This window comes from Methylobacterium fujisawaense, from assembly GCF_039619325.1.
Classification (GTDB): domain Bacteria; phylum Pseudomonadota; class Alphaproteobacteria; order Rhizobiales; family Beijerinckiaceae; genus Methylobacterium; species Methylobacterium fujisawaense.
The window spans coordinates 531,449-552,911 of the sequence record NZ_CP155000.1; the positions used below are offsets into that span (position 1 = coordinate 531,449).

Here is a 21,463-nt window from a genome sequence, read left to right on the forward strand (position 1 = left end):
GTGGCCGGTGGATGTCGTCGTGCCATGATGCCCGTTCCAACGCGCCGGTTGCGTCGCATCTCGAAGGCGGCGCGATCGGCAAAGGGTTCCGGCGGGCCCGCGGGGGGGCGGTTGCGGGCCCGCCGGATCATCGCACGCGACCTTGGGAGGGCGTGCGATCGCTTGGGCCGGCTCCGCGGGGGCGCGACGGCCTCATCGGGAGACCGGCATCGCGGCGACGGGGCCAACCTTGCCGAGGTTGGCGGCCTCGGCCCCGGATGGCCGACGAACCCGAAACCACAAGGCGTAGAGGGCCGGCAGGAACAGCAGCGTCAGCAGGGTCCCGACGCCGACGCCCCCGATCAGCACGTAGGCCAGCGCACCCCAGAACACCGAGTGGGTGAGCGGGATGAAGGCCAGCATCGCCGCCGCTGCCGTTAGGATTACCGGCCGGGCCCGCCGCACGGTCGACTCGACGATGGCCTCGTAGTCCGACAGGCCCGCCGCGCGGTCGTGATGGATCTGGTCCACGAGGATCAGCGTGTTGCGCATCAGGATGCCCGAGAGCGCGATCAGGCCGAGGATCGCGTTGAAGCCGAAGGGCTGTTGGAAGACCAAGAGCGTCGGGGCGGCGCCGACGAGGCCGAGCGGCGCAGTTGCGAACACCATGAACATCGTGGTGAAGGATCGCACCTGCAGCATGATGACCGTCAGGGTGACGACCAGCATCAGCGGGAAGACCAGGACCAGCGCCTTCATCGCCTTCTCGCTCTCCTCCACCGAGCCCGCCGTGTCGATGCGGTAGCCCGGCGGCAGCTTGGCCGTGATCGCGGCGAGTTCGGGGACGATCTGCGCGTGGATGTCCGGCGGCTGCTTGCCGTCGAGCACGTCGCCCTGCACGCGGATGTAGGTCTCGCGGTTGTAGCGCTTGAGCACCGCGTCCTCGTTGCGGCTCTCCAGGCGCGCCACCTGCGAAAGCGGCACCTGCCGCCCGTCCTTCGTGGCGAGCGTCAGGTCGCCGATGTCGCCGAGCGAGCGACGCTCCGGGCCGGGGCTGCGCAGGAGCACGTCCACGGACCGTAGGTTCTCACGGACCTGGGTCGCGGGCGTGCCGTTGAGGTAGCTCTGCAACTGCTGGCCGGCCTCCTTCGGCGTCAGCCCGATCAGGCGCAGGCGCTCCTGGTCGAGGGCGAGGTGCAGGGTCGGCGTCTTGTCGCCCCAGTCGAGGTGGACGAGCCGCATGTTGGGGTTCGCCATCATCACGTCGCGCACCTCGGCGGCGATGCCGCGGATGACGTCGAGGTCGGGGCCGACCACCCGGAAAGCGACCGGAAAGCGGACCGGCGGCCCGAACACGATCTGCAGGACGCGCACCCGCGCTTCCGGGAAGCGGCCCTCGTCGACGAGCCGGCGCACCTTGCCGCGCAAGACGTCGCGGGCCTGGGCGTCGGCGGTCTGGACGACGATCTGCGCGAAGGCGGGGTCGGGCAGTTCCGGATCGAAGGACAGCACGAAGCGCGGCATGCCCTGGCCAATGTAGCTCGTGATCTCGCGGGCCTCCGGCAGTTCGCGCACCGCCGCCTCGATCCGCTTGACGCTCGCTTCGGTGGTCGCGAACGCGGAGCCGGTGGGCAGCGTCACCTCGACGATAAGTTCGGAGCGCTCCGAATTCGGGAAGAACTGCTTCTCGACCTTGCCCATCCCGACCACCGCGGCCGCGAATAGGGCGACGGTGATGCCGGCCGCCATCCACTTGTGGTCGACCGCGCGCCGCACGACCCGGCGCAGGCGCTGGTAATTCTTCGTGGCGTAGATGGCGTCGTGACCGCCCTCGACGCGTTTGATGTCCGGCAGGAGCTTGACGCCGAGATAGGGCGTGAAGGTCACGGCTACGATCCACGAGACAATGAGCGAGAAGGCCACCACCCAGAAGATGTTGCCGGCATACTCGCCCGCCGTGGACGCGGCGAAGCCGACCGGCAGGAATCCCGCGATGGTGACGATGGTGCCGGTGAGCATCGGCGCCGCGGTGGCGCTCCAGGCGTAGGTCGCCGCCGAGACCCGGTCGGCGCCTTCCTCCATGCGCACCACCATCATCTCGATGGCGATGATGGCGTCGTCGACGAGCAGGCCGAGCGAGATGATCAGGGCGCCCAGCGTGATGCGGTCGAAGTCGCGGCCGGTCACCATCATGACCACGAACACGGCCGAGAGGGTCAGCGGCACGGCCAGCGCCACCACGATGCCGACCCGGAAGCCGAGGGCGAGGAGGCTGACGAAGATCACCACACCGAGGGCGGTGAAGAACTTCACCATGAACTCGTGGATGGCGTCGTCGATGACCTTCGCCTGGTCGGTGATCTTGGTGAAGGTGATGCCGGTCGGGAGGTCGTGGTGGATCGCCACTTCCTCGGCATTGAGCGACTCGCCCAGACCGAGGCCATTGAAGCCCGGCTTCATGACGACGCCCAGCATCAGGGCCGGCGCGCCGTCATTGTGGATCGCGAAGACCTTCGGGTCCTCGTAGCCACGCTTCACCTCGGCGATGTCGCCGAGCTTGAGGCTGCGGTCGCCGACGGCCACCGGCAGGTTACGGATCGCGTCGAGGCCGTCGATGGCACCGTCGAGCCGGAGGTAGACCCGTGGGCCGTCGGCCTCGATGAAGCCAGCCGGCGTCACGTCGTTCTGGTTGGCCAGCGCCGCCAGGAGTTGCTGGCCTGTGACGCCCAGCGTCGCGAGTCGCTGGTAGGAGACCTCGACGAAGATCTTCTGGGCCTGCTCACCGAGAATGTTGATCTTCTCGACGCCGGGCAGTCGCAGCAGGCGCTGGCGCAGATCCTCGGCGCGCAGCACGAGGTGCCGGTGCGGCAGACCCTGCGCCTGAAGCGCGTAGAGGGCGAAGTAGACGTCCGAGAACTCGTCGTTGAACAGCGGCCCGAGCACGCCGCGCGGCAGGGTGGACGCCTGGTCGGAGAGCTTCTTGCGCGCTTGGTAGAACTCCGACTGGAGCTCGGCCGGCGGCATCGAGTCCTTGAAGAACACCTTCATCAGCATGAGGCCGGGGCGGACGGTCGTCTCGACCCGGTCGTAGTAGACGAGTTCCTGCAGACGTTTCTCCAGCGGGTCGGCGACCTGCCGCTGGATCTCCTCGGCGGTGGCGCCGGGCCAGGCGGCCGAGACGGCCATGGTCTTGACCGTGAAGCTCGGGTCCTCGGCGCGCCCGAGCTTCTGGAAGGCGAAGATCCCGGCGGCGGTCAGCGCGATGATCAGGAATAGCGTGACGGCCCGTTCGCGGACCGCCAGGGCCGAGAGGTTGAAGGACGAGGCGTTCATCGTGTGGCCTCCGTCACGGGCGTTCCCGCCAGCCGGACCTTCTGGCCGGCCTTGAGCAGGTGCGCCCCGAGGGCGACGATCCGGTCGCCGGGGTTCAGGCCGGAGGCGACTTCCGCGCTCTCCTCGGACAGGCGCGCGACGGCGACGGGCTGCGCCGCGACGGTCTGCGTCTGCGCGTCGTAGCGCCAGACGGCCGGGCCTCCGCCCTGGTCGAACAGCGCCCCGAGCGGCACGGAGACCGGCGCCGTCGCCTGCGCGGGCTTCAAACGGAGCGTGACCGTCGCCCCCAGGGGCGCCGTCTCCCCGCCGCCGGAGAGGATGAAGCGGGCGCGGTAGGTGCGCGTCGCCGGGTCGGCCGTGGCCGACAGCTCCCGGAGCCGGGCCGGATAGGTCTTCTCGCCCTCGGCGTAGAGCGTGGCGGAAGCCGTACCCGTTGCGAGGTGGCGGCTGCCCTCGGGCAGGAACACCTCCGCCTCGCGAGCGCCGTCGCGGGCGAGCCTCACCACCGTCTGCCCGGCGGCGACGACCTGGCCGGGCTCGCTCGGCACCTCCATCACGACGCCGTCCGCGTCGGCCTGGAGCTCGGAATAGCCCGCTTGGTTGGCGATCTGGCTCGCCTGAGCCTCCGCGTTGGCGAACTGGGCGATGGCCGCGTCCGCAGCCGCCTTGTTCTGGTCGTAGGTCTGCTTCGAGGTCCAGCCGTCACCCACGAGCTTGCGGCTGCGCTCCTCGTCGGCCTTGGCCTTGATCATCTGCGCGCGGGCCGCCTCGACCGAGGCACGGGCTGCGTTGAGCGCCAGGGTGAAGTCGGTCCGATCGAGGCGCATGAGCGGCTGGCCGAAGCGTACGTGGTCGCCGGGATCCACGAGGCGCTCGAAGATCTTGCCGCCGACCCGGAAGCCGAGGTTGCTCTCCGTCCGGGCACGGACGACACCCGTGAAGCGAGCGACCGCAGCCGTTCCGGGAGCGGCCTCCACGGTCTGGACCAAGGGCGGGTCCGGCACCACGGCCGTTTCGGCAGGCGAACAGGCTGACAGACCGAGGCCGCCGATACCGATTATCCATCTGACCGTCATCGGCTCCCCTCCGGGATCGTCGAGTCGCTAAAAAAATTATGGTCGTAATTTATTATAGGGCCCGTCGGGCGTCAATGGCGGCTTACCGAAGGGAGGCGCCACTGGCGGACAGCCGCGACGCCACGAGCCGGGAAGCTTCCGACTCTGGCTCCGTGGGAACGGCCGTCGTTGTTGATGGAATGCGGAAAGCCGTCGTCCGGCTTTCGGCTCATTCAGCCTATGCCGATCGAACCATCAAGGCCGTGCGAGCCAGCATTTGTGCTCCGCAGCAGCGGACATTTCTCGGCCGTCCGACGTCTTCGGTTTGGGAATCTGCCCCTGCTGGTCGATGGTTAAAGGCTCGCCAGGATGCGTCCCCAGGCCGCCTCAAGACTGCGCGCGCATGACTGCGCGCGGTCGGACGTCGACCGAGGTGTCGCCGCCGGTGTCCATCTCGGCCTCCAGCCCGTCGTCCACGATCCGGTAGCCGAGGGTGTAGCCGAGCCAGTGCGGATGCGGTCGTCCGAAGCCGGGGAGCCAGGCGCCGTGGTCGTGTCCGTTACCCACGGGCGTCGTGTTGTCCTGCAGGTTGGCCGCGAGCACCACGTCGGTCACGGGGCATCCGCCGCCGTTCAGAGGCTTTTCGCTCCGAATCCTCTGGAAACGGGATCGCACAGGACGCCTGCTGGCGGTCGGGGTGTCCAATGTCACTTTCTTAGAGTCAGGAATCGTTACGGGCTTGTCACGTCGAAAGACGCTGCGTCGGGCGCAGCGCCAAGCAAATTTTTGTTCAGCAAGGCGCGTTACAAGCGCATCAGCGCCTGATGAAGCTACCGATGGGACTGGTCAGCCATGAACAAACAGGACGACGCTGCCTTTGACCCGGACGGCGGACCGATTCCGCTTGAACAGCTGAAAGCCATCATTGGCGGCAATCGGCCGAACGAAGCAAAGCCGATGGATGGTGAGCGTGCCTCCGCGCTGACCGCCGGCGCCGAGAGTGCAGCACCGGTGAGCGGCGAAGCCATCGGCTTCTCCGCTCAAGCGCCCAAGATCACTGGCAGCGAGACCACAATGGGTGTCGAAGGCCGGTTCGAGGCCAAAATCAGCTACGGACCGTCTCAGGACGGCGCGTCGGGCGGCCTCGTTGGCAAAGTCGATGTCGACGTGTCCGGCAAGAAGGGGGACCTCGATTCGGTCAAGGTCACCGTCTTCGATCACGGCACCAATGCCCGCCTTGAGCTGACGGCCGCGCAGGTCGCGGACCGGGCGGCGTCGGGCAGCGCCATGTTCAAGGATGTCGCGAGCAAGATCGACAATCTGCATGGCAAGACCAAGGATTCCGGAAGCTTCGGCGTCGATATCGAGAAATCATTCCGTGAAGGGATGAAGACCAAGACGGCTGGCCCGTCCGGTGGATATTATTCGATCGGATCGGAGGCGAAGGGCTCTCTTCTCAAGGCCAACGAAGAGGGGCAGGTGACCTGGAAGCCGGAGGGAGAGACGTCCAGCAAGGGCTGGCAAGGGAAGATCGAGGCAACGCAGGCGAAGCTCGCCGAGCACGCCCAAGGCGACGTCAACGCGAGCCGTGCCGCCCATGAGGCCGCGACAGACAGCTACGGCAAAGCCGTCGAGCAGCATGCCGCGGCACCGACGAAGGCGGCCGCGCAGGATGCGGCCCGCGGCGAGGTGAAGGCGTCCGCCGAGGCGGCCCAGATGGCTGTGAAAACGCTCGCCGACAGCGCTCGGTCCGTGACGGCTCAGAAGGCCGAAATGAACGCGGCCGACAGCGCGAAGGTCAAGGCAGAGGCCAACCATACGACTGCAGCCGCGCACAGCGAGAAGGCGCAGGCCGATGCCGATAAGGCGTTGAAGAGTGCCGCACAGGCGACGCCCACCGCGCACCCGAAGGGGTTCAAGACCACCGATGACGTGCTCTCCGCGAAGAAGGAGGGCACGCAACCGACCGTCGCCACGAGCGAGGCCCGCGAGGCTTTGGTCAAAGCCGTCGTGGCAAGCACCACGGCCAAGGACGCTGCCGCGAAGACCGGGAAGGACTTGGAGACCGCATCGAGTCGCGCCGAAAATGCGGCGCAGAAATATGCCGAGGCCAAGCAAGCCCTCAAGGACAATCACGCCTCGGTCGACAAGGCGATGGCGGATGCGTCCGCAGCCAAGAAGGCACTCGGCGCCATGGACGCCGACGGCAAGCCGCGGGAGCGCGCGACCAGCGTGACGGCCCAAAAGACCGCGGAGCAACTGCCCGCCGACGGCAAAGCGCGGTCACAGTCCGTGAGCGAGAAGCCCGGCATCGCTGACCTAGCCAAGATCGCGGCGGACAAGTCCGCGGCGCTCAAGACCGCCGAGGACAAGCTTGCGAAGGTGAACAAACCCGAGGCTGCGCGGGACAAGATTCAGCAGGATGACCGCAACGCGCTGAAGAACTTGGCCAAGGACAAGGGCTTGGAGAAGGTAACGGACCTCGGGCGCGACATTCTGCTGGATGTCGCGAAACAGGATGCGAAGGACCGGAAGCAGTATCACGAGGATTCTAGGGAGAATGTCCTCGCCGGCGGCATCAGCCAGACCGTGGCCGTGGACGGCAAGACCACGAACGTCGACAAGACCATCGCGCAGGTCAAGACTGCGACCAACGCGATCGATTTCACGTCGGTGTACGGGTCGCAGCACACGCGCGAAGCGTCTATCCGGGCCCAGGCCGGCACCGAGCACGTCAAGACGACCGGCCTCGGGGGTGACGCCGTTCATACCGAGGTCAAGAAGGCCTATGCGGAGGGTGGCGCGGAGGCGAAGGCAGAGGTCGTCAGAACGGGAGGGACGACGAGCGTCGAGGCCGCGGCCAAGCTGGTCGCGCACGCCGAGGCGAGTTACTCGGAGACGCTCAAGGCCGGCGACATCGAAGCCAAGCAGAGCATCAGTGCGACCGCGCACGGCGAGGTGGGGGCGAAGGCGGGCGCGAGCCTGGGCTTCGACGGCGTCTCCGTGAAGGCCTCCGTATCGGCCGAAGTCTCGGCCAAAGCTAACCTCACGCACGAGGTCAAGATTGGCGACGTCAAAATCAAGGACGATCTCGAGGTCTTCGCTCGGGCGAAGGCTGAAGCGAAAGCCGACGTCAAGGTCAACTTCAACCCCTTCGGCAAGGAGGGGCTCGGAGCGAAGGCCAGCGTCGGCGCCGAGGCGGCCGCCGGGGTCGGTGTGCAGAAGACAGTCGGTGTGAAGTCGGCCGGCGGCGGAAGCGCAGAGGTCGGCGGCGGCGTGTATGCCGGCAAGATCGGCGTCAAGGCCGATGTCGATCTGGGCTACCGGGACGGCAAGGTCTCGGCCGGCGTCAACCTCGGCGCGGCGCTGGGGATCGGGATCAGCGTGAACGTCAAGTTCGAGAGCAACGTCAAGCTTGCCATGGAAAATGCCAAGCGCGACATCGAACGCGGCAACGTGTTCGAGAAGTTCCGTGGAGTACTGACCTGCAATCCAATCGGCGGGTTCATGCGAGGAATATTTAGCTGATCGCCGCCGGCGAGGCCTGATTATTTAACGTATCGCGTCATACCATCGAGCCTTGGAGGCCGACCTTGATCGACGAGAATAGCACGCCCGAAGAGATCGCCGCCTGGAAGGCCCAGGTTGAGCGCGAGGCCGGGCCGGCGGCACGCGAACTCAACGAGACCGTCCGCGAGCAGATCCTGGCGATGGCCGCGGCCGAAGGCTGGTCCGAGTCGCAGGCGGATTGGCTGGACAAGCTCGCCAAGCAGCCACTGTTCCAGATGGTCGCCGACGGCGTGTCCGGCAGCGAGGCGCTGGAGAAGGCCTACGGGCTCGCCCGGCGCAAGCTCACCGTCGGCTATTTCGACCACGCGCTGGACGAAGGCAAGAATCGCTACACCGCCTTCCTCACGGTGATCGACCTTGAGAAGCAGATCGTGGAGCGGCGCGGCGCTCCGCCGCCGGATTATCCGGATGCCATTCTTCTGGAGGCCTGCCGCGCCGTCGAGGCCGCCGCAGAGGGCGGATCATCTTCCGAGGAGCAGATCGCGACCGGCTTCGCGGTGATTCGCGAGCTGATGGAGAAGCCGCAGCAGTAGCGGATCCAGCACGGCCCGGCTCGCGCGCAGGGCTACTCGCCTCACGGGGAACCCAGCCATGCCGCCCCTCATCGACCTGCCCACCCCCCCGATCCTCGCGGAAGCCATCCGCGCGGACGAGGCGCCAGGTGCGCTCGAAGCGATGTTCACCGCGCGCGCCAAGCGCGAAGGCTGGTCTGACTCGCAGGCCGAATGGATCGGCCGACTGGGCGTCGCGGCCCTCGACGGTGCGGTGTCTCCCACACCGGCGGCGATCGACCGAGCCTACAAGGCGGCCGGGCGACGCCTGTCGGCGGGCTACTTCAACCATGCCTTAGACGAAGGAAAGAGCCGCCTCGTCGCGTTCCTGACGGTCATCGATCTCGAGAAGCAGGTGATCATGCGGGCAGGCGGCAAGCCGCCGAATTACCCGGACCAAGCCTTGCAGACCGCTTTCCGCGCCCTCGAGGAGGCGGCCGCGCGCAAGGATTCGGTCGAGGAGCAGCTCGCCACGGCCTTCCTGATCCTGCGGCAGCAATAGGCGGCCGGGCGTGAACACGAGGGTTGCGACGCGCACATCACGAGACCGGGGGGCGACCGCGTGATCCCGTTGTTTCGCCGCGGGCGACCGACGCCGACGTTCCTGCAGATGGAAACCGCGGAGTGCGGCGCCGCCTGTCTGGCCATGGTTCTCGCCGCCTTCGGTCGATGGGAGTCGCTCGACGCGGTGCGCGACAGCTGCGGCGCGTCCCGGGACGGCACGTCCGCGGCGGATCTCGTCATTGCGGCCCAGGCCCGCGGGTTGGAGGCTCAGGCCTATAGCCGGGATCTCGACGGGTTGGCCAAGCTGCCCCTGCCCCAGATCCTGTTCTGGAACTTCGATCATTTCGTCGTCTTGGAGCGGATCGGCCGGCGCGAGATCCAGATCAACGATCCGGCCTTCGGGCGTCGCATCGTGTCGCGCGCGGAATTCGGGGCGAGCTTCACCGGCGTGACGCTGACGTTCCGGCGGGGCCCCGACTTCCGGGTCACGGCGCGCCCCCGCTCGACGCTCCTGCGCCTGTTCGACCAACTGCACGGCTCCTGGACGGCGTTCTTCGCCATCGTCTTCACGAGTGCGGTGATGGTCGTCGTTGGCGCCCTGGTTCCCGGACTGACGCAGATCTTTGTTGACGATTACCTGACTGAAGGCCGCAGCAATCTGCTCCTGCCGCTCTTCGCGGCGATCATTGCGGTCGGCCTGTTCAATGCCGGCTTCGGCTACCTCTATCTACACGGGCTCCTGCTTCTCCGGACCAAGATCAACGCCGTCGTTTCGGCCCGGTACATCTGGAGCATGTTCCACCTGCCGTACGAGTTCTTCGGCCGCCGGAGCGCGGTCGAGATCTCGAGCCGCCCGCAGCTGGCGATGCAGGTGGCCAACACCGTGTCCGGACCGGCCGCACAGATCGTGGTGAACGCGACGGCGATGGTCGGCTACGCCGCCGTGATGCTGCTCTACAGCCCGCTTCTCACCGCCGTGACCGTGGGGCTGGGCGCCGTCGAGCTGCTGATCCTGCGTCAGGTGAGCCGCCGGGTCCAGGATCACGCGGTGCGCCTCCAGATGGCCGCCGGCCAGGCGCATGCCGCGTCGGTCCAGGGCGTCGCCCTTTTGGAGCAGGCACGGGCCACCGGCAGCGACGGCATCCTGTTCAACCGGATGATCCAAGCGGAGGCGGAACTCGTCAACGCCGAACAGTCGAGCGGCCGCGTCCTTCATCTCATGGCGGCGCTGCCCTATGCGATGAGCCGCATCACCACGCTCGTCATCCTCGGCGCGGGAACACTGCTGATCATCCATACTGGGATGAGCATCGGCGAACTTGTGGGCTTCCTCGCCCTGTCCGGCCTGTTCTCGGCGGCCCTGAACGCCTTCACGGGGATCGGCACCGCGGTCGGTCAAGCGACCGCCGCACTCGGTCGCCTCGGTGACGCCCTCGACCACTCGACCACGCCGGCCGACGCCCCACCGATCCGCGCGGTCGAGACCGGTTCGGCTCCGACGGCAACGGGAGGCGTCAGGTTCCGCGGCATCGCGTTCGCGTACCCGGGCAGTCCCGCCATCCTGTCGGAGACGGACCTCACCATCGCGCCGGGCGAAGCGATCGGCCTCTTGGGCGGCTCGGGCAGCGGCAAGAGCACGCTCGCCCGACTGATCGTCGGCCTGGTGCCGCCCGACAAGGGCGATGTCCTGTACGAGGCGGAGGACGCCGGGCAGACGGCGCGGGCCACGGCCTGGATACGGGATTGCCGCGGGATCGCCTTCGTGGATCAGCAGCCCTTCTTCCCGCGGGGGAGCCTGCGCAGCGCAGTCACCTTCTGGAACGACGGCGTGCCGCCCGCCGTGCTGTCCCGGGCGCTCGCCGATGCCGAGATCCGGGACGTGATCCTCGGTCGTCCCGGGGGGCTGGACGGGCCGATCGGCGAGAACGGCACCGGTTTCAGCGTGGGCGAGCAGCAGCGCCTCGCCATCGCCCGCGCGCTGGTCGACCAGCCGCGCCTGCTCGTGCTGGACGACGCGACCAGCAATCTGGATGAAGAGACGGAGGCGCGCGTCATCGAGAACCTGCGCCGGCGCGGGATCACCTTCATCCTTCTGACCAGTAGGCTCGGCGCCACCGCGCACCTCGATCGGGTCTTTCGCCTGGCGGGTGGGCACCTGCACCCCTTGGAGGAGCAGACGTCTCGGGCTCCGGCCCGGCGCAGCGCGCCCGCGCAACGGCTCGCGGCCGTTGGGAGCATGACATCGTGAGCGATCCCGCCGCCCGCGCGCCCGGGGGCGCCTCCATGGTCTGGCCTCTCGAGCGCGGCGAGATCGTCGCGGTCGAGGCCGTTGCGCCGGCCACCCTGCAGAAAGGCCAGGCGGATCTGCTCATCCGGACACCGGATGGCGGCCTCCGCTTCGTCGCCACGCTGGAGCCCGGAACACTGCTCCCCGCCCTGTCGATCGCCGGCAGCGTCATCCGGGCGCGGGCAACGCTTGTGCTGGCAGCTGGCGGCGATCGCGACGGCCTCGCGCTTTGGGCTGCGGCCTGGCACCGGGCTGCGGCCGCGCTGGACGTATCCGGCGACGGCGCACAGGGGCCGACCGAGCCCGGACATGCCAGCCTGGCCTTGCAGGAAGCTGTGGTCGACGCGCTGGCCGTGGCCGATGCGGAGACTGCCGGGCATCGGGCATCCACAGCCCAGGACGCGGCCTTTGATGCGACCCTCTCGGGCTATGCGCAACTCCTGCGGAACCGGTTCCGCCGCGCGGGGTCCGGCACCCAGACCCCGCTCACGGCCGCTGCCGCGCGATGGGTCGAAGCGATGGGCGAGAAGCCCGTGCCACTTCGGCCAAACGACGGGGAGTCCCGTGCGAATTACCTTGAGCGCTTCGCGATCGCCAACCACATGCGCCTGCGTGTCCTGCGCCTGGAGGCGGGCACGCCATTGCAGGGTGACGGCCCCGTCCTGGCTTTCGACCGTGAGGATCGGCCGTGCCTCATCAAGCCGCGTCTCTGGGGCGCCTACGATCTGGACCCCGCCGAGCCCGGTGCGCGCCCGAGGCGGATGAGGAAGGGCGACTGGTCGCGGCTGGGTCCACAAGCGTTCGCCTTGTGCCGCACACTGCCGGGCAGCCCGCTGACCTATCGCGGGGTTCTCGGCTTCGGCCTCGGTTTCGCCCTGGGCGACATCCTGCTGCTCGTGGCCTGCGGGATCCTGGGCACGCTGCTCGCGCTGCTGCCGCCCATCGCCTCACAGCAGATCATCAACATCGCCGTCCACACAGCCGATACCGAGTTCCTGGCACAGCTGCTCACGGTGCTGGCGATATCGCTGATGGTCGAGACGGCCTTCTTCGTCGTCGGCCAGCTCGCGCAACTCCGGGCCCAGGGGAAAGCCGGATTGGCGCTGCACGCGGCCATGGTCGATCGCCTGCTGCGCTTGTCCCCTGCGGATCTGCGGTCTTCAACCACCTTGATCCTCGCCACCGAGATGGAGACGGTGGAGAAGTTCCGCCGGGCTGTCGTCGGCTTCGCCGTCGTCGCGCTCCTCGCCCTGATCAGCGGCTTGGCATCGGCGATCCTCGTCGCGTTCATCTCGCCGGTCGCTGGCCTCATCGGCATCGGTCTCGTGCTGCTGCTCTTCGGAGTGACCGCTCTCGTCGGATGGCTTCAGTTCAAGGCCATCTATGAGGGCGAGCGGATGGACGTGATCGTGCTCGCCTTCGTGTACGATCTCGTCCGCCTCGTCCCGATGGCGCGCGGCAGCCGGCTCGAGAAGCGCGCCTTCACGCAGTGGAGCGAGAACTTCCTCGCCTTTCAGACGCGCCTCCTGCGCTCGGCGCGCATCAGCAACATCGTTCCGATCTTCGAGCACCTGTGGGACGCCCTGATGCTCGCGACCTGCTTTGCAGCCGTTGCCTATGCCGGGGCTACCCAGACTCTGACGGCCGGTGCCGCCGTCACTTTCGTCCTGGCACTCAGCCGCCTGATCCGCGCCGGCAAGGACCTGTCGCACGCGGTGATGGGGACGGCCAAGCTGCTGCCCATGGCGAAGCTTGCCCGGCCCTTGCTGGATTTCCAGACCGAACCGCTCGTGACCGGGGCCGCCGTGCCGCATCTGAACGGCCACATCGACGTGGTCGACGTGAGTTTCCTGTACGGCGCGAAGCGCGCCCTCGACCACGTGAGCGTCTCGATCCGCCAGGGCGAATTCGTCAGCATCGCCGGCCCCTCGGGCAGCGGCAAATCCACGCTCCTGCGGGTGCTCGCCGGTCTCGAACAGCCGCAGATGGGCAGCGTGCTTCTGGACGGGTACGACCTCGCGCGCGTCGATCGGCGCCAGCTCACGCGCAGGCTCGGCGTCGTGCTCCAGAACAGCACCTTGTTCCCGGGATCGCTCTACGACAACATTCGCGGCGTCACCGACATCCCGCTCGACGCGGCGTGGCATTACGCCGAGCAGGCCGGTGTCGCCGACGAACTCCACGCGCTGCCCATGGGCCTCAGGACCCTTGTGAGCGAAGCGGGATCGGGTCTTTCCCTGGGGCAGATCCAGCGCATCCTGATCGCCCGGGCGCTAGCGCAGACGCCGGCGATCCTGATCCTAGACGAAGCCACCAGCGCGCTCGACGATGCGGCACAGGGCAAGCTGATCGATACGCTCGCGCGCTTGGACCTCACGCGCATCGTCGTCGCGCATCGTCCGGTGGTCTGGGCGCGCACGGAGCGCATCCTGATCCTGCGCGACGGCGTCCTGACAGCGGACGGCCCCCCGAGCCTGGTCCTTGATCACAGACCGCATTCCGGTCCGCGCGGCTCCTATGCCGGCCTTCCGACCGACCAGCTCGCGATGTGCACCGGATCCGCTTGACCGGCACCGCGCCGCGGCACGGCGGTCCACCTCGTCCCTCGAAAGGCTCAGATTTTGGCTCAATCCGCGACAAGCCACGCCCTGTTCCGTCCCGAGGCGGAAGCGAAGCTTCACCGGCCGGACGACTTGGCCGGAACACTGCGCCTCGTCGCACCCGGGCACTTCGCTGCCCTGTGCGTCCTATGTCTCGCCGCCATCGCCGCCATTCTGGGCACGATCTTCGTTCGGGTTCCGATCAGTGTGACCGGGGCCGGCGTCATCCTCAGTTCGAAGGGCGTGCTCGAATTCACGATCGCCGCGGATCATGAAGGCCGCGTCGTCGAGATGCTGGTCGATGTCGGCCAACGCGTAGCGCCAGGACAGGCGATCGCCCGGATCGTGCAGCCTACTCTCCAGACCGAGCTGAAGCTGGCGGAGGGGGAACTCGATCTGGTGACCCAGGAGGAGGAGCGCGTGCGCACGCTCCAGAAGGAGGCCACACGGATCTTCGGCACCGTTCGTCAGCAGCAGGAATCAACCAGCCGCGAGACGATCGACCTTCTCGAACAACGTCGAGACCTCCTGAGCAAGCTGGTGGACGGGGTCGAAGCGCTGCGCAAGAGCGGCAACGCGACCTTCGAGCGCTATCTTCAGGTGCGCGCAGATCTCGCGCAGGCCTTGGAACGCATCGCCACGGAAAAGGGGCGCCTCCTCAGCGTCACGCTCGAAAGTTATGAGAAGCAGGCGCAGTACGAGCGCGAGTTGCAATCCCTTGAGACGCGTCGCGCCCAGGCCGAACGCCAGATCGGCCGATTGAAGGATCGCATCAGCAAGGATTCCTGGGTTCGCAGCACCGAGTATGGAATCGTCTCCGAGATGAAGGTCTTTCCAGGCGACCTCATCCGGTTCGACACGCCCCTCGTGAGCCTGCTGCCCGTGGATGAGAGCTTCTCCGCTTTCCGGCCCGGCAGCACACGGCTCGTGGCAGCGATCTTCGTGCCCGCCAAGGACGGCAAGAAGGTGCGCACCGGAATGCCCGCCCTGATCGATCCGTCCTCCGTGAGGCGGGACGTTTTCGGCTCCATCCGGGGTGTCGTGACCAAGACCTCGGACGTGGCTGTGAGCCCGGAGCAAATGCGCCACACGCTGCGAAACGACGATCTGGTGCGCAAGCTGACAGCGGAGGGGCCGCGCTTCCTGATGGTGGTCGAACTGGAGCGCGATCCCAAGACCGCGTCGGGCTTCCGTTGGACGACCTCTGCAGGCCCGGATGCGCAGATCACCGCCGGCACCCTGCTGGACGGCCAGATCCATACCGAACGCGCCTCTCTGCTCAGCCTCCTGATACCGGCCTTGAAGGAGTTGCTCCGCGGACCCGACCAGCAGCACGACACCTTCTGAAACGCATGCGCAGCCGGACGTCGTGATAATCCGTTGTTCGTCCACGATCGGCGGCCCCGACGCTTCTGGGCGCCACAGGGTGCGAGACGATGCACCTCACAAGGTAAGGACAAGGTAAGGGGGATTCACAAAGACAGGTTGGATACGGGTCCGTCGAAGGGCTGCCGAGGGGGCAACCGGTCGGATCGGCTATCGGCTTGCTGGAGGTCCGGCACGGGATCCGGTGGCAACCGTTGACGGCGGCGTCCGGCGACTGCGCAGCCGAGGCCGACTCTACGAGAGCAGCGGTCACGAGGGTGTGGCGCCGACTTCACGGGTGGGAGCGCACCCCTCAAGGTGTCGAGATGTCTTGGTTGGATCACTCGCCCGAACGGCGCGTTGAATGAGATGATCGCTCAGCCCTCGCCGACTTCGGACCCCGCCCGCCTCGCCCTCACGGAGTCCGCGCTCGCGGCGGCGGACGGTCTGTGGCGTGCCGAGATGCTTCGGAATTACGGGCCTGATGGAGTTCTGTCATACGCCTATGCCCCGGAGGGCCAGGGCGGGCTCGGGACGTTGCTCCGGCGAACCTATGAGGCGCGGCGCATCGCAGTCGCCCTGTGGCGGCAGGAGCGGCGCCGGGGCTGAGGAACGGGACGCGGTGCGAGGCGTCCGACAGGGAGGGGCTGCAGCCCGCCCATGTCCGACAGGCTCAACGCCCTGCGTGAACGCCTGAAGGCGCAGCAGCGTGCGCTCCTCCTGTGCCGATGGCCGAGCATGAGGGAGTGCCGACCGGGAGCGCCCTTCACCAGATCGCTGCACTGAAGAACGTCATCGCCGCGGTCGAGGCAATCGCCGCCGCGGAGGCGCGACAAGTTCGGCGCTCGGTCGAAGCTGCCGACCGTGATGCCCCCGGTTGGGGACCTGTAGACCCGGACGCCAATGGAAGAGCCCGGCGGTATCGAGGCGGCAGCGCCGCGTCCCGGATTGAGCGCTGACCTTCTCGGAGGGCGCCGTCAGTACCCCCTCATCCTCATGGCGCGATCTGGCCCGCGTGCCGTGATCCCGCTGGATCGCGTGTGCCGAGATCACTTCACGCCGCTCCTGCCGGTGACCTTCGTGCGAAAGGTTTGAGCCGGGGCTTGGCGGTGCCGCTTGTGCGGATGGACGCCGGTCCGAACTGCGCCAAGGGCGTCGGCCTCGTGGATCGCGCGGCCGACCTTGTCCGGCGGATAGAGGCGGCTCGCACGGAATGCCGGCGGCTCTGCGGGCCGCCTGGGGCGACAACGGCGCAGCAACCCGGAAGGTCACTGCGCCGCTGGATCGGGCCGCTGAGGGGGCGATAGCAGCCACGAGGACGCATTACGCTCGGCCCGGCCTCCGCAGGGTGCGTCCGAGCACATCCAAAAGGATGTGGCTCGGCAGCGACAGGGATCGGCCATCAATTGTGGACAGCGCGAAGCGCCCTCGATCCGTCAAGGTTCAGGGGCGTACGTGATCTCTCCCCGTCCAATCCAATGTCGCCATGTTCGCCAGCCCTCACGCCTTCGTCCTCTACCATCGCGAGCGCCTTGCCGTGCTCCTCTCCTCAGCCCTATTCCTGGCGGGTGCGCTGCCGCTGTTCTGGGCCATAGCCTGACCCTTCAGGCTCTTCGAAGGGCCCGAGCCTCCAGGCGCTCGGCCTCAGCCCGCCACGCATCGCATTCGGCCTGCAGATCCTGAATTCGGGCATGGAGCTGCCCGGCATCGACGGCTGTCTCCATCAGCATGTCCTGCGCGGTGGCGAGCTGCTCGCGCAGTTCGACGTTCTCGGTCGCGAGGGTCAAAAGGATCGCAGCCACATCATCGCCCATGCATGCACCTGCCTCGCGGCCTCGGGGATGTGGCTGATAGGCCTGGCATGGTTACCGCGTCAGAAAGGACGGCGGCTCAGGACCCGCACCAGCGATCTCGTCCACAGCAGGATCGCCCCCCATACGCGGGGAGGGACGCTCTCGTTCCAACGCCGGTCGGCGTGAGCCGGCGATGGTCACGCCTCATCGGAGGGCCGCGCTGCCCGGCCAGGGGCTCCAACGAGAAACACCCCAGGAGCGGGAGCTCCCAGGGTGTCGCCGACCTCGCGGCCAGTTTGATCGGGCTGGGGATGCGAAGGTCAGCCGATCGGCTGCTCTTCGGCGGCAGAGGGCGATGAGGAGGACCAACGACCCCTCGCCCGCCGCCGCAACTCCCGGCACAGCCGCCGGGAGCAGCGCGACCGGATCTTAGTAGGAGCCGAACTTGTAGTTCAGGCCGGCGCGGACGACGGCGAACTCGTCGGAACGGCGGCCGATACCGCTGTAGACGACGGGGAAGTTGTTGGCGGCGTTGATGACGAACGCGCCCTGGTTGCGGGTGTTGCGGTCGAGGTTGACGTACAGGCCTTCGACCTTGAGCGTCACGGCCGAGGAGCGGAAGAAGTTCAGGAAGGAGTCGGTGGGGAGCGCGTACTCGACGCCGCCGCCGACGGCCCAGCCGGTGCGGAAGCTGTCGTTGCCGGCGTAGCCGCCGAAGGAGCGGTCGGCGCTGCCCGAACCGTAGGCGAAGCCGCCGGTGCCGTACACGAGGGTGCGGTCGAAGGCGTAGCCGAGGCGGCCGCGGACGGTGCCGAAGAAGTCGAGGCTGGAGAGGCCGCGCGGGTCGGTGACGTAGTAGCCGGGGGCCAGCGCGCCGGCGACGAAGGCGTTGTTCCGGTTACGGCCGAAGTCGAGGTACTGGGCGTCCGCCTCGATACCGAACACGACGCCGGAGCCGGGGGTCAGCTGCCAGTTGTAGCCGATCTGGCCACCGCCGGAGAAGCCGTCCTGGCTGCGGTTGCGGAAGGAGGCGACGGTGCCGGGAGCGGCGTAGGGGAACGGCACGGCGAAGGTGTTGCCGGTGTTGCGGTCGCTGGCGTCGAAGGCGTAGCCGGCGTTGATACCGAAGTAGGCGCCGGTCCAGGTGAAGACCGGGACGGGGGTGAAGATCGGCGGCGGGGCGGCGCGGCGCGGCAGGTCGGCGGCCGAGGCGGCGGCGGTCAGAGCGGTGAAGGCAGCCAGCGAGGCCAGGAGCTTGGTCATGAGGTAAGGTCCAAATTTCGATCTGGATGTATGGCTACCGGTTCGTGCCGAAAATAGCTGTAGTTTTATGGGCACACCATTGGGCGACGAGGCGGGGCGACATAGTAAACCGTCTGTAAAAATGAGTTAGATTTGGGAGATATGCCGCTCGATCCTCATCCGGGCGCCACAACATCTCGCTGGCGCTTTGGTTGCATTCCGCCGGCACGTTGCCGGGCGGCTGTGGCCAAATGGCTACAGGATGGGTGAGCCGGCTCGCCGCAGCTTGGGCCCCGCACCGGATTTTCAGCCCCGCTGTGCCGATCCGGCCTGAGCATCGCTTTTTCAACCCCATCGGCTGGCCCCAGCTCTCGGACGTGAGCCGGTTGGGGCGGGCGGAAGGCTGCCGTAAGGGCTGGGGGCGGCCATACGGGCGGGAATGGTCTACCCCCTCGGCGATGGTCGCTGGATGGTCGCTGGTGGGGCTCGGAAGCCGGCCGGTGGCGCGATGGACGGGGGCGCCGCTTCCGGGTCGCGGCAGAAGCCGACATCCTTGCCCGCTGGACCCGGACGGATTTGGCCGTCGCACACCGCGATCACGACACCTCGAACAACGCCGACGCCAGCCTCGCGGCCTTCTGCCAGCGCGGCCACATGATCCAAGCCGGGCCGGAGGATCGGCGGCGGCGCACGCTTTTTCGGCGGAGGCGTCCGGTGATGTGTTCGGCGGCCCATCTCCGCCGTCGGGATCCACCGGTTGCTATGGCTCTTCTCTCTCCGCAACGCCTCGCAGCGCTTCCAGGGCTTGTTGTCGTCCCTCCTCCGTCTCGATCTTGAACCACAGGCGCAGGCATTCGTCCGTGCTCGCGGCTTCGCCAGCAGGCGGCTTCTCGGCGAAGAATCGCTCGACAGGGACGCCGAGAGCATCAGCGAGCCGGTTCAGCGTCGTCCAATCGGGCTCGTCAATTTTTCTCATGTCATCAGCGAAACCTTAGATCGAAGATGTATGTTCCGCGGCCGCGAATTGACTAAAATCAATGAACTCGGTTGAAAAGTAAAAGTATCGCTCCAGTTGAATTCGGTGGGTCTGGGGATTGGCGCTCGGGCTTCCGCGCCGATGCGAGTCAGAAGCCGAGGAGCGTTCTAGATGATCTTCGTCACGAAGGCGGACGGGGGCGTGAGCTACGTCAGTCCCGAATGGACGGTCTTCACCGGCCAGGCGGCGGCCGAGGCCGTCGAGCATGGCTGGTTCGCTTGTGTGATTCCCGACGACCATGAGGTTGCGGTCACGTTCCTGCGCGAGGCTCGCGATCGGCAGTGCGAGTACAGCCTGCGCCTACGCTTGCGCCGTGCGGACGGAAGCTACGCCTGGGCGATGATCGAGGCCGTCCCCTCGTTCGGGCCGCCCGGCCGCACCTTCCTCGGCTATCTCGGCTCGGTCACGGAGATCGCCGTGAGCGGTTCGGAACCGTTGGGTGCCTTCGGCACGCTGGCGCGCTTCGTGCCGCCGCCCGTGAGCCCGACGACGCCACCGGGCTCAGCCTTGGAACTCGTGGCCGACCACCTGCTGATAGCCCATGGGCTCATTGAGCAGGATCATGCCAAGGAGATGCTGCCGGTTTTGCGGCAGGCCCTGATGCAGGCCGGTGTACTGCTTGCGCGGAGCATGACCGCGTCCGATCCGAGCGGCCGCTTCCATTAGGGCTCAGCGTTGAGCGGGGATCGCACTCGCCTCTTCATAGGCGATGACGGCAGCCGCCGTGATCCGGGGCATCATGACACCGTGCGGGAAGGTCTATAGCTCCGTGCGGCAGGGGCGACGAGCACAATCCCGACCGAGTCCGGCGCGCGTCCACGGCGCTCGGTCCTGAAGCGTCTCGTCCCGCGCCCCGGCCCTCTCCCGCCCGGGAGAGGAGCCCGTTGCGCAAGTCCGGACCCGCGGCGCCTGGGCCGCGATTCATCGCAACGCGTTCGGAAACGGCTCTCGTGTCCGTCACGCCGCCGCGTCGGAACGGTATCACAGTCGCGGTCGCGCCGCGGAAGACCAGCCTGCCGGCAGAGCCGTTCGCCGCGGCGGATCGTCAAAATATTAACCTATATGCATCGCCAGAAATCAATCTTGACACCTGTTTTTCCCGTCTGTACAGATGAATCCTTCGAAATTCCGCTATTAAATACAATTATACCGACCGAGCTTTCAATATTGGTGCATCTATAAAGAGACATTGTCTATCGATGTTGCTCTTTCCGGCTTCGCGGCGTGAAGATGCATATCGTATGTCGATGTGTCATAAATTGAGCTGTCGATGGAGTTGTTTTACGTATCATATCTTCGCGGTCGGATTTGAATGATTGATTGTGAGCTTGAGAGTGTCGATTTGAAAGACAATGCTGAAAGACGGCGAGTCCGCAAGTCGTGCCGCTCAATAAGAATTTTATACGGCAAAAATTGATCTCGCGTATCGGAGAATAACTGGATCGCAACAGCAGGCGTATAGAGACGCGTTATGGCTTGTTCCCCCGGTCGTCGTATCATAATCGCGGATGATCATCCGGTGGTCCTCGCTGGATTGGCCGCCCTGCTCCGGCAGGTCAACAATCTGGATGTCGTGGCCACCTGCTGCGAGGGCGAAACGGCATTGAAGGTGATCCTCGAACTGCAACCCGATCTCGCGTGCCTCGATGTGCAGATGCCGAAATTGTTAGGTGTCGAGGTCATTCAGGCTGCGCGGCAGGCCGGTTCAGAGACGCAGTTCATTGTCCTGACCGGCTCAGTCGCTCGTGAAGAGTTTGCCACGGCCTCGGAATGCGGTGCGATCGCGATCTTTCACAAAGACTCCGCCAGCGACGACCTTCTGGATTGGATTGAAGGCGGCCATATCCAACGCCAAGGCCAATCCTATGATCGACACCATGGCGAGGACGGGGACGGAGGCACGCGGAACCTGACGGCTCGCGAACGCGAGATCGCGATGCTCGTTGCAAGAGGTCTGACGAACAAACAGATCGCGCGAGAGGCTAATATCTCGCAGGGTACAGTCAAGATCCATTTGTATAATATATTTCAGAAGTTGTCTCTCTCTAATCGGACCGAGCTGGCAAATTACGCCAATGTCCGTTCGGTCGTCGGATTGCAGGAGCAGCGCTTCTGATTCGACCGGTCGCAGGATGCGGTTTTATTATT

At 66.7% G+C, this 21,463-nt stretch carries 15 protein-coding genes; 10 read left to right on the forward strand and 5 right to left on the reverse strand.

The features are described from left to right. Positions 1–192 precede the first annotated feature (192 nt). The 3 genes from ABC766_RS02585 to ABC766_RS02595 all read right to left on the reverse strand — a co-directional run bounded on the left by ABC766_RS02585 (position 193) and on the right by ABC766_RS02595 (position 4,982). Entirely contained in the window at positions 193–3,312 is a 3,120-nt protein-coding gene (locus ABC766_RS02585; RefSeq protein WP_043756346.1) for an efflux RND transporter permease subunit, read from the reverse strand. Beyond that, on the reverse strand, positions 3,309–4,388 hold the full coding sequence (locus ABC766_RS02590) for an efflux RND transporter periplasmic adaptor subunit (RefSeq protein WP_345821029.1): 1,080 nt from the start codon (positions 4,386–4,388) through the stop codon (positions 3,309–3,311). Before ABC766_RS02590 ends, ABC766_RS02585 begins: the two co-directional genes overlap by 4 nt. A 366-nt stretch (positions 4,389–4,754) precedes the next feature. Further along, on the reverse strand, positions 4,755–4,982 hold the full coding sequence (locus tag ABC766_RS02595) for a hypothetical protein (RefSeq protein ID WP_345821030.1): 228 nt from the start codon (positions 4,980–4,982) through the stop codon (positions 4,755–4,757). A 237-nt stretch (positions 4,983–5,219) separates the two neighbouring features. Here ABC766_RS02595 and ABC766_RS02600 point away from each other — a divergent pair, with 237 nt between their 5' ends. The 7 genes from ABC766_RS02600 (at position 5,220) to ABC766_RS02630 (ending at position 15,853) form a co-directional block, all read left to right on the forward strand. Continuing rightward, entirely contained in the window at positions 5,220–7,895 is a 2,676-nt protein-coding gene (locus ABC766_RS02600; protein ID WP_345821031.1) for a hypothetical protein, read from the forward strand. A gap of 65 nt (positions 7,896–7,960) precedes the next feature. Beyond that, positions 7,961–8,470: a hypothetical protein gene (locus ABC766_RS02605; RefSeq protein ID WP_345821032.1), complete on the forward strand. Its 510-nt coding sequence runs from the start codon at positions 7,961–7,963 to the stop codon at positions 8,468–8,470. A gap of 58 nt (positions 8,471–8,528) precedes the next feature. Beyond that, positions 8,529–8,990: a hypothetical protein gene (locus ABC766_RS02610; protein ID WP_043354744.1), complete on the forward strand. Its 462-nt coding sequence runs from the start codon at positions 8,529–8,531 to the stop codon at positions 8,988–8,990. Between the two features lie 108 nt (positions 8,991–9,098). Continuing rightward, the gene (locus ABC766_RS02615; RefSeq protein ID WP_342145071.1) at positions 9,099–11,240 is read left to right on the forward strand and encodes a cysteine peptidase family C39 domain-containing protein; all 2,142 of its coding nucleotides are present in this window, start codon (positions 9,099–9,101) and stop codon (positions 11,238–11,240) included. After that, positions 11,237–13,846: an ATP-binding cassette domain-containing protein gene (locus tag ABC766_RS02620; RefSeq protein WP_345821033.1), complete on the forward strand. Its 2,610-nt coding sequence runs from the start codon at positions 11,237–11,239 to the stop codon at positions 13,844–13,846. The genes ABC766_RS02615 and ABC766_RS02620 overlap by 4 nt, the downstream gene beginning before the upstream one ends. A gap of 54 nt (positions 13,847–13,900) precedes the next feature. Then, on the forward strand, positions 13,901–15,226 hold the full coding sequence (locus tag ABC766_RS02625) for an NHLP bacteriocin system secretion protein (protein ID WP_345821034.1): 1,326 nt from the start codon (positions 13,901–13,903) through the stop codon (positions 15,224–15,226). Positions 15,227–15,604: 378 nt separating this feature from the next. Beyond that, positions 15,605–15,853, forward strand: coding sequence for a hypothetical protein (locus ABC766_RS02630; RefSeq protein WP_427902282.1), 249 nt, complete (start codon positions 15,605–15,607; stop codon positions 15,851–15,853). A 995-nt stretch (positions 15,854–16,848) separates the two neighbouring features. Here the strand turns inward: ABC766_RS02630 and ABC766_RS02635 are convergent. Both ABC766_RS02635 and ABC766_RS02640 read right to left on the reverse strand, forming a co-directional pair. Then, positions 16,849–17,058 carry a hypothetical protein gene (locus ABC766_RS02635; protein ID WP_043382471.1) on the reverse strand — a complete coding sequence of 70 codons (210 nt, stop codon included), beginning with the start codon at positions 17,056–17,058 and terminating at the stop codon, positions 16,849–16,851. A gap of 408 nt (positions 17,059–17,466) precedes the next feature. Beyond that, positions 17,467–18,300 (reverse strand): outer membrane protein, encoded by an 834-nt coding sequence (locus ABC766_RS02640; RefSeq protein WP_274926606.1) that lies wholly within the window; start codon positions 18,298–18,300, stop codon positions 17,467–17,469. Between the two features lie 736 nt (positions 18,301–19,036). Here ABC766_RS02640 and ABC766_RS02645 point away from each other — a divergent pair. From ABC766_RS02645 to ABC766_RS02655, 3 genes are all read left to right on the forward strand, one after another. Then, on the forward strand, positions 19,037–19,330 hold the full coding sequence (locus ABC766_RS02645) for a hypothetical protein (RefSeq protein WP_345821036.1): 294 nt from the start codon (positions 19,037–19,039) through the stop codon (positions 19,328–19,330). Positions 19,331–19,426: 96 nt separating this feature from the next. Next, positions 19,427–19,981: a PAS domain-containing protein gene (locus ABC766_RS02650; RefSeq protein ID WP_345821037.1), complete on the forward strand. Its 555-nt coding sequence runs from the start codon at positions 19,427–19,429 to the stop codon at positions 19,979–19,981. Positions 19,982–20,786: 805 nt separating this feature from the next. After that, positions 20,787–21,431: a response regulator transcription factor gene (locus tag ABC766_RS02655; RefSeq protein ID WP_345821038.1), complete on the forward strand. Its 645-nt coding sequence runs from the start codon at positions 20,787–20,789 to the stop codon at positions 21,429–21,431. Positions 21,432–21,463: the final 32 nt, after the last annotated feature.

Coding starts and splice junctions, on each gene's coding strand:
- ABC766_RS02585 (WP_043756346.1), bottom strand. CDS start 3,312: ATGAACGCCTCGTCCTTCAACCTCTCGGCCCTGGCGGTCCGCGAACGG.
- ABC766_RS02590 (WP_345821029.1), bottom strand. CDS start 4,388: ATGACGGTCAGATGGATAATCGGTATCGGCGGCCTCGGTCTGTCAGCC.
- ABC766_RS02600 (WP_345821031.1), top strand. CDS start 5,220: ATGAACAAACAGGACGACGCTGCCTTTGACCCGGACGGCGGACCGATT.
- ABC766_RS02610 (WP_043354744.1), top strand. CDS start 8,529: ATGCCGCCCCTCATCGACCTGCCCACCCCCCCGATCCTCGCGGAAGCC.
- ABC766_RS02615 (WP_342145071.1), top strand. CDS start 9,099: ATGGAAACCGCGGAGTGCGGCGCCGCCTGTCTGGCCATGGTTCTCGCC.
- ABC766_RS02635 (WP_043382471.1), bottom strand. CDS start 17,058: ATGGGCGATGATGTGGCTGCGATCCTTTTGACCCTCGCGACCGAGAAC.
- ABC766_RS02640 (WP_274926606.1), bottom strand. CDS start 18,300: ATGACCAAGCTCCTGGCCTCGCTGGCTGCCTTCACCGCTCTGACCGCC.
- ABC766_RS02650 (WP_345821037.1), top strand. CDS start 19,427: ATGATCTTCGTCACGAAGGCGGACGGGGGCGTGAGCTACGTCAGTCCC.
- ABC766_RS02655 (WP_345821038.1), top strand. CDS start 20,787: ATGGCTTGTTCCCCCGGTCGTCGTATCATAATCGCGGATGATCATCCG.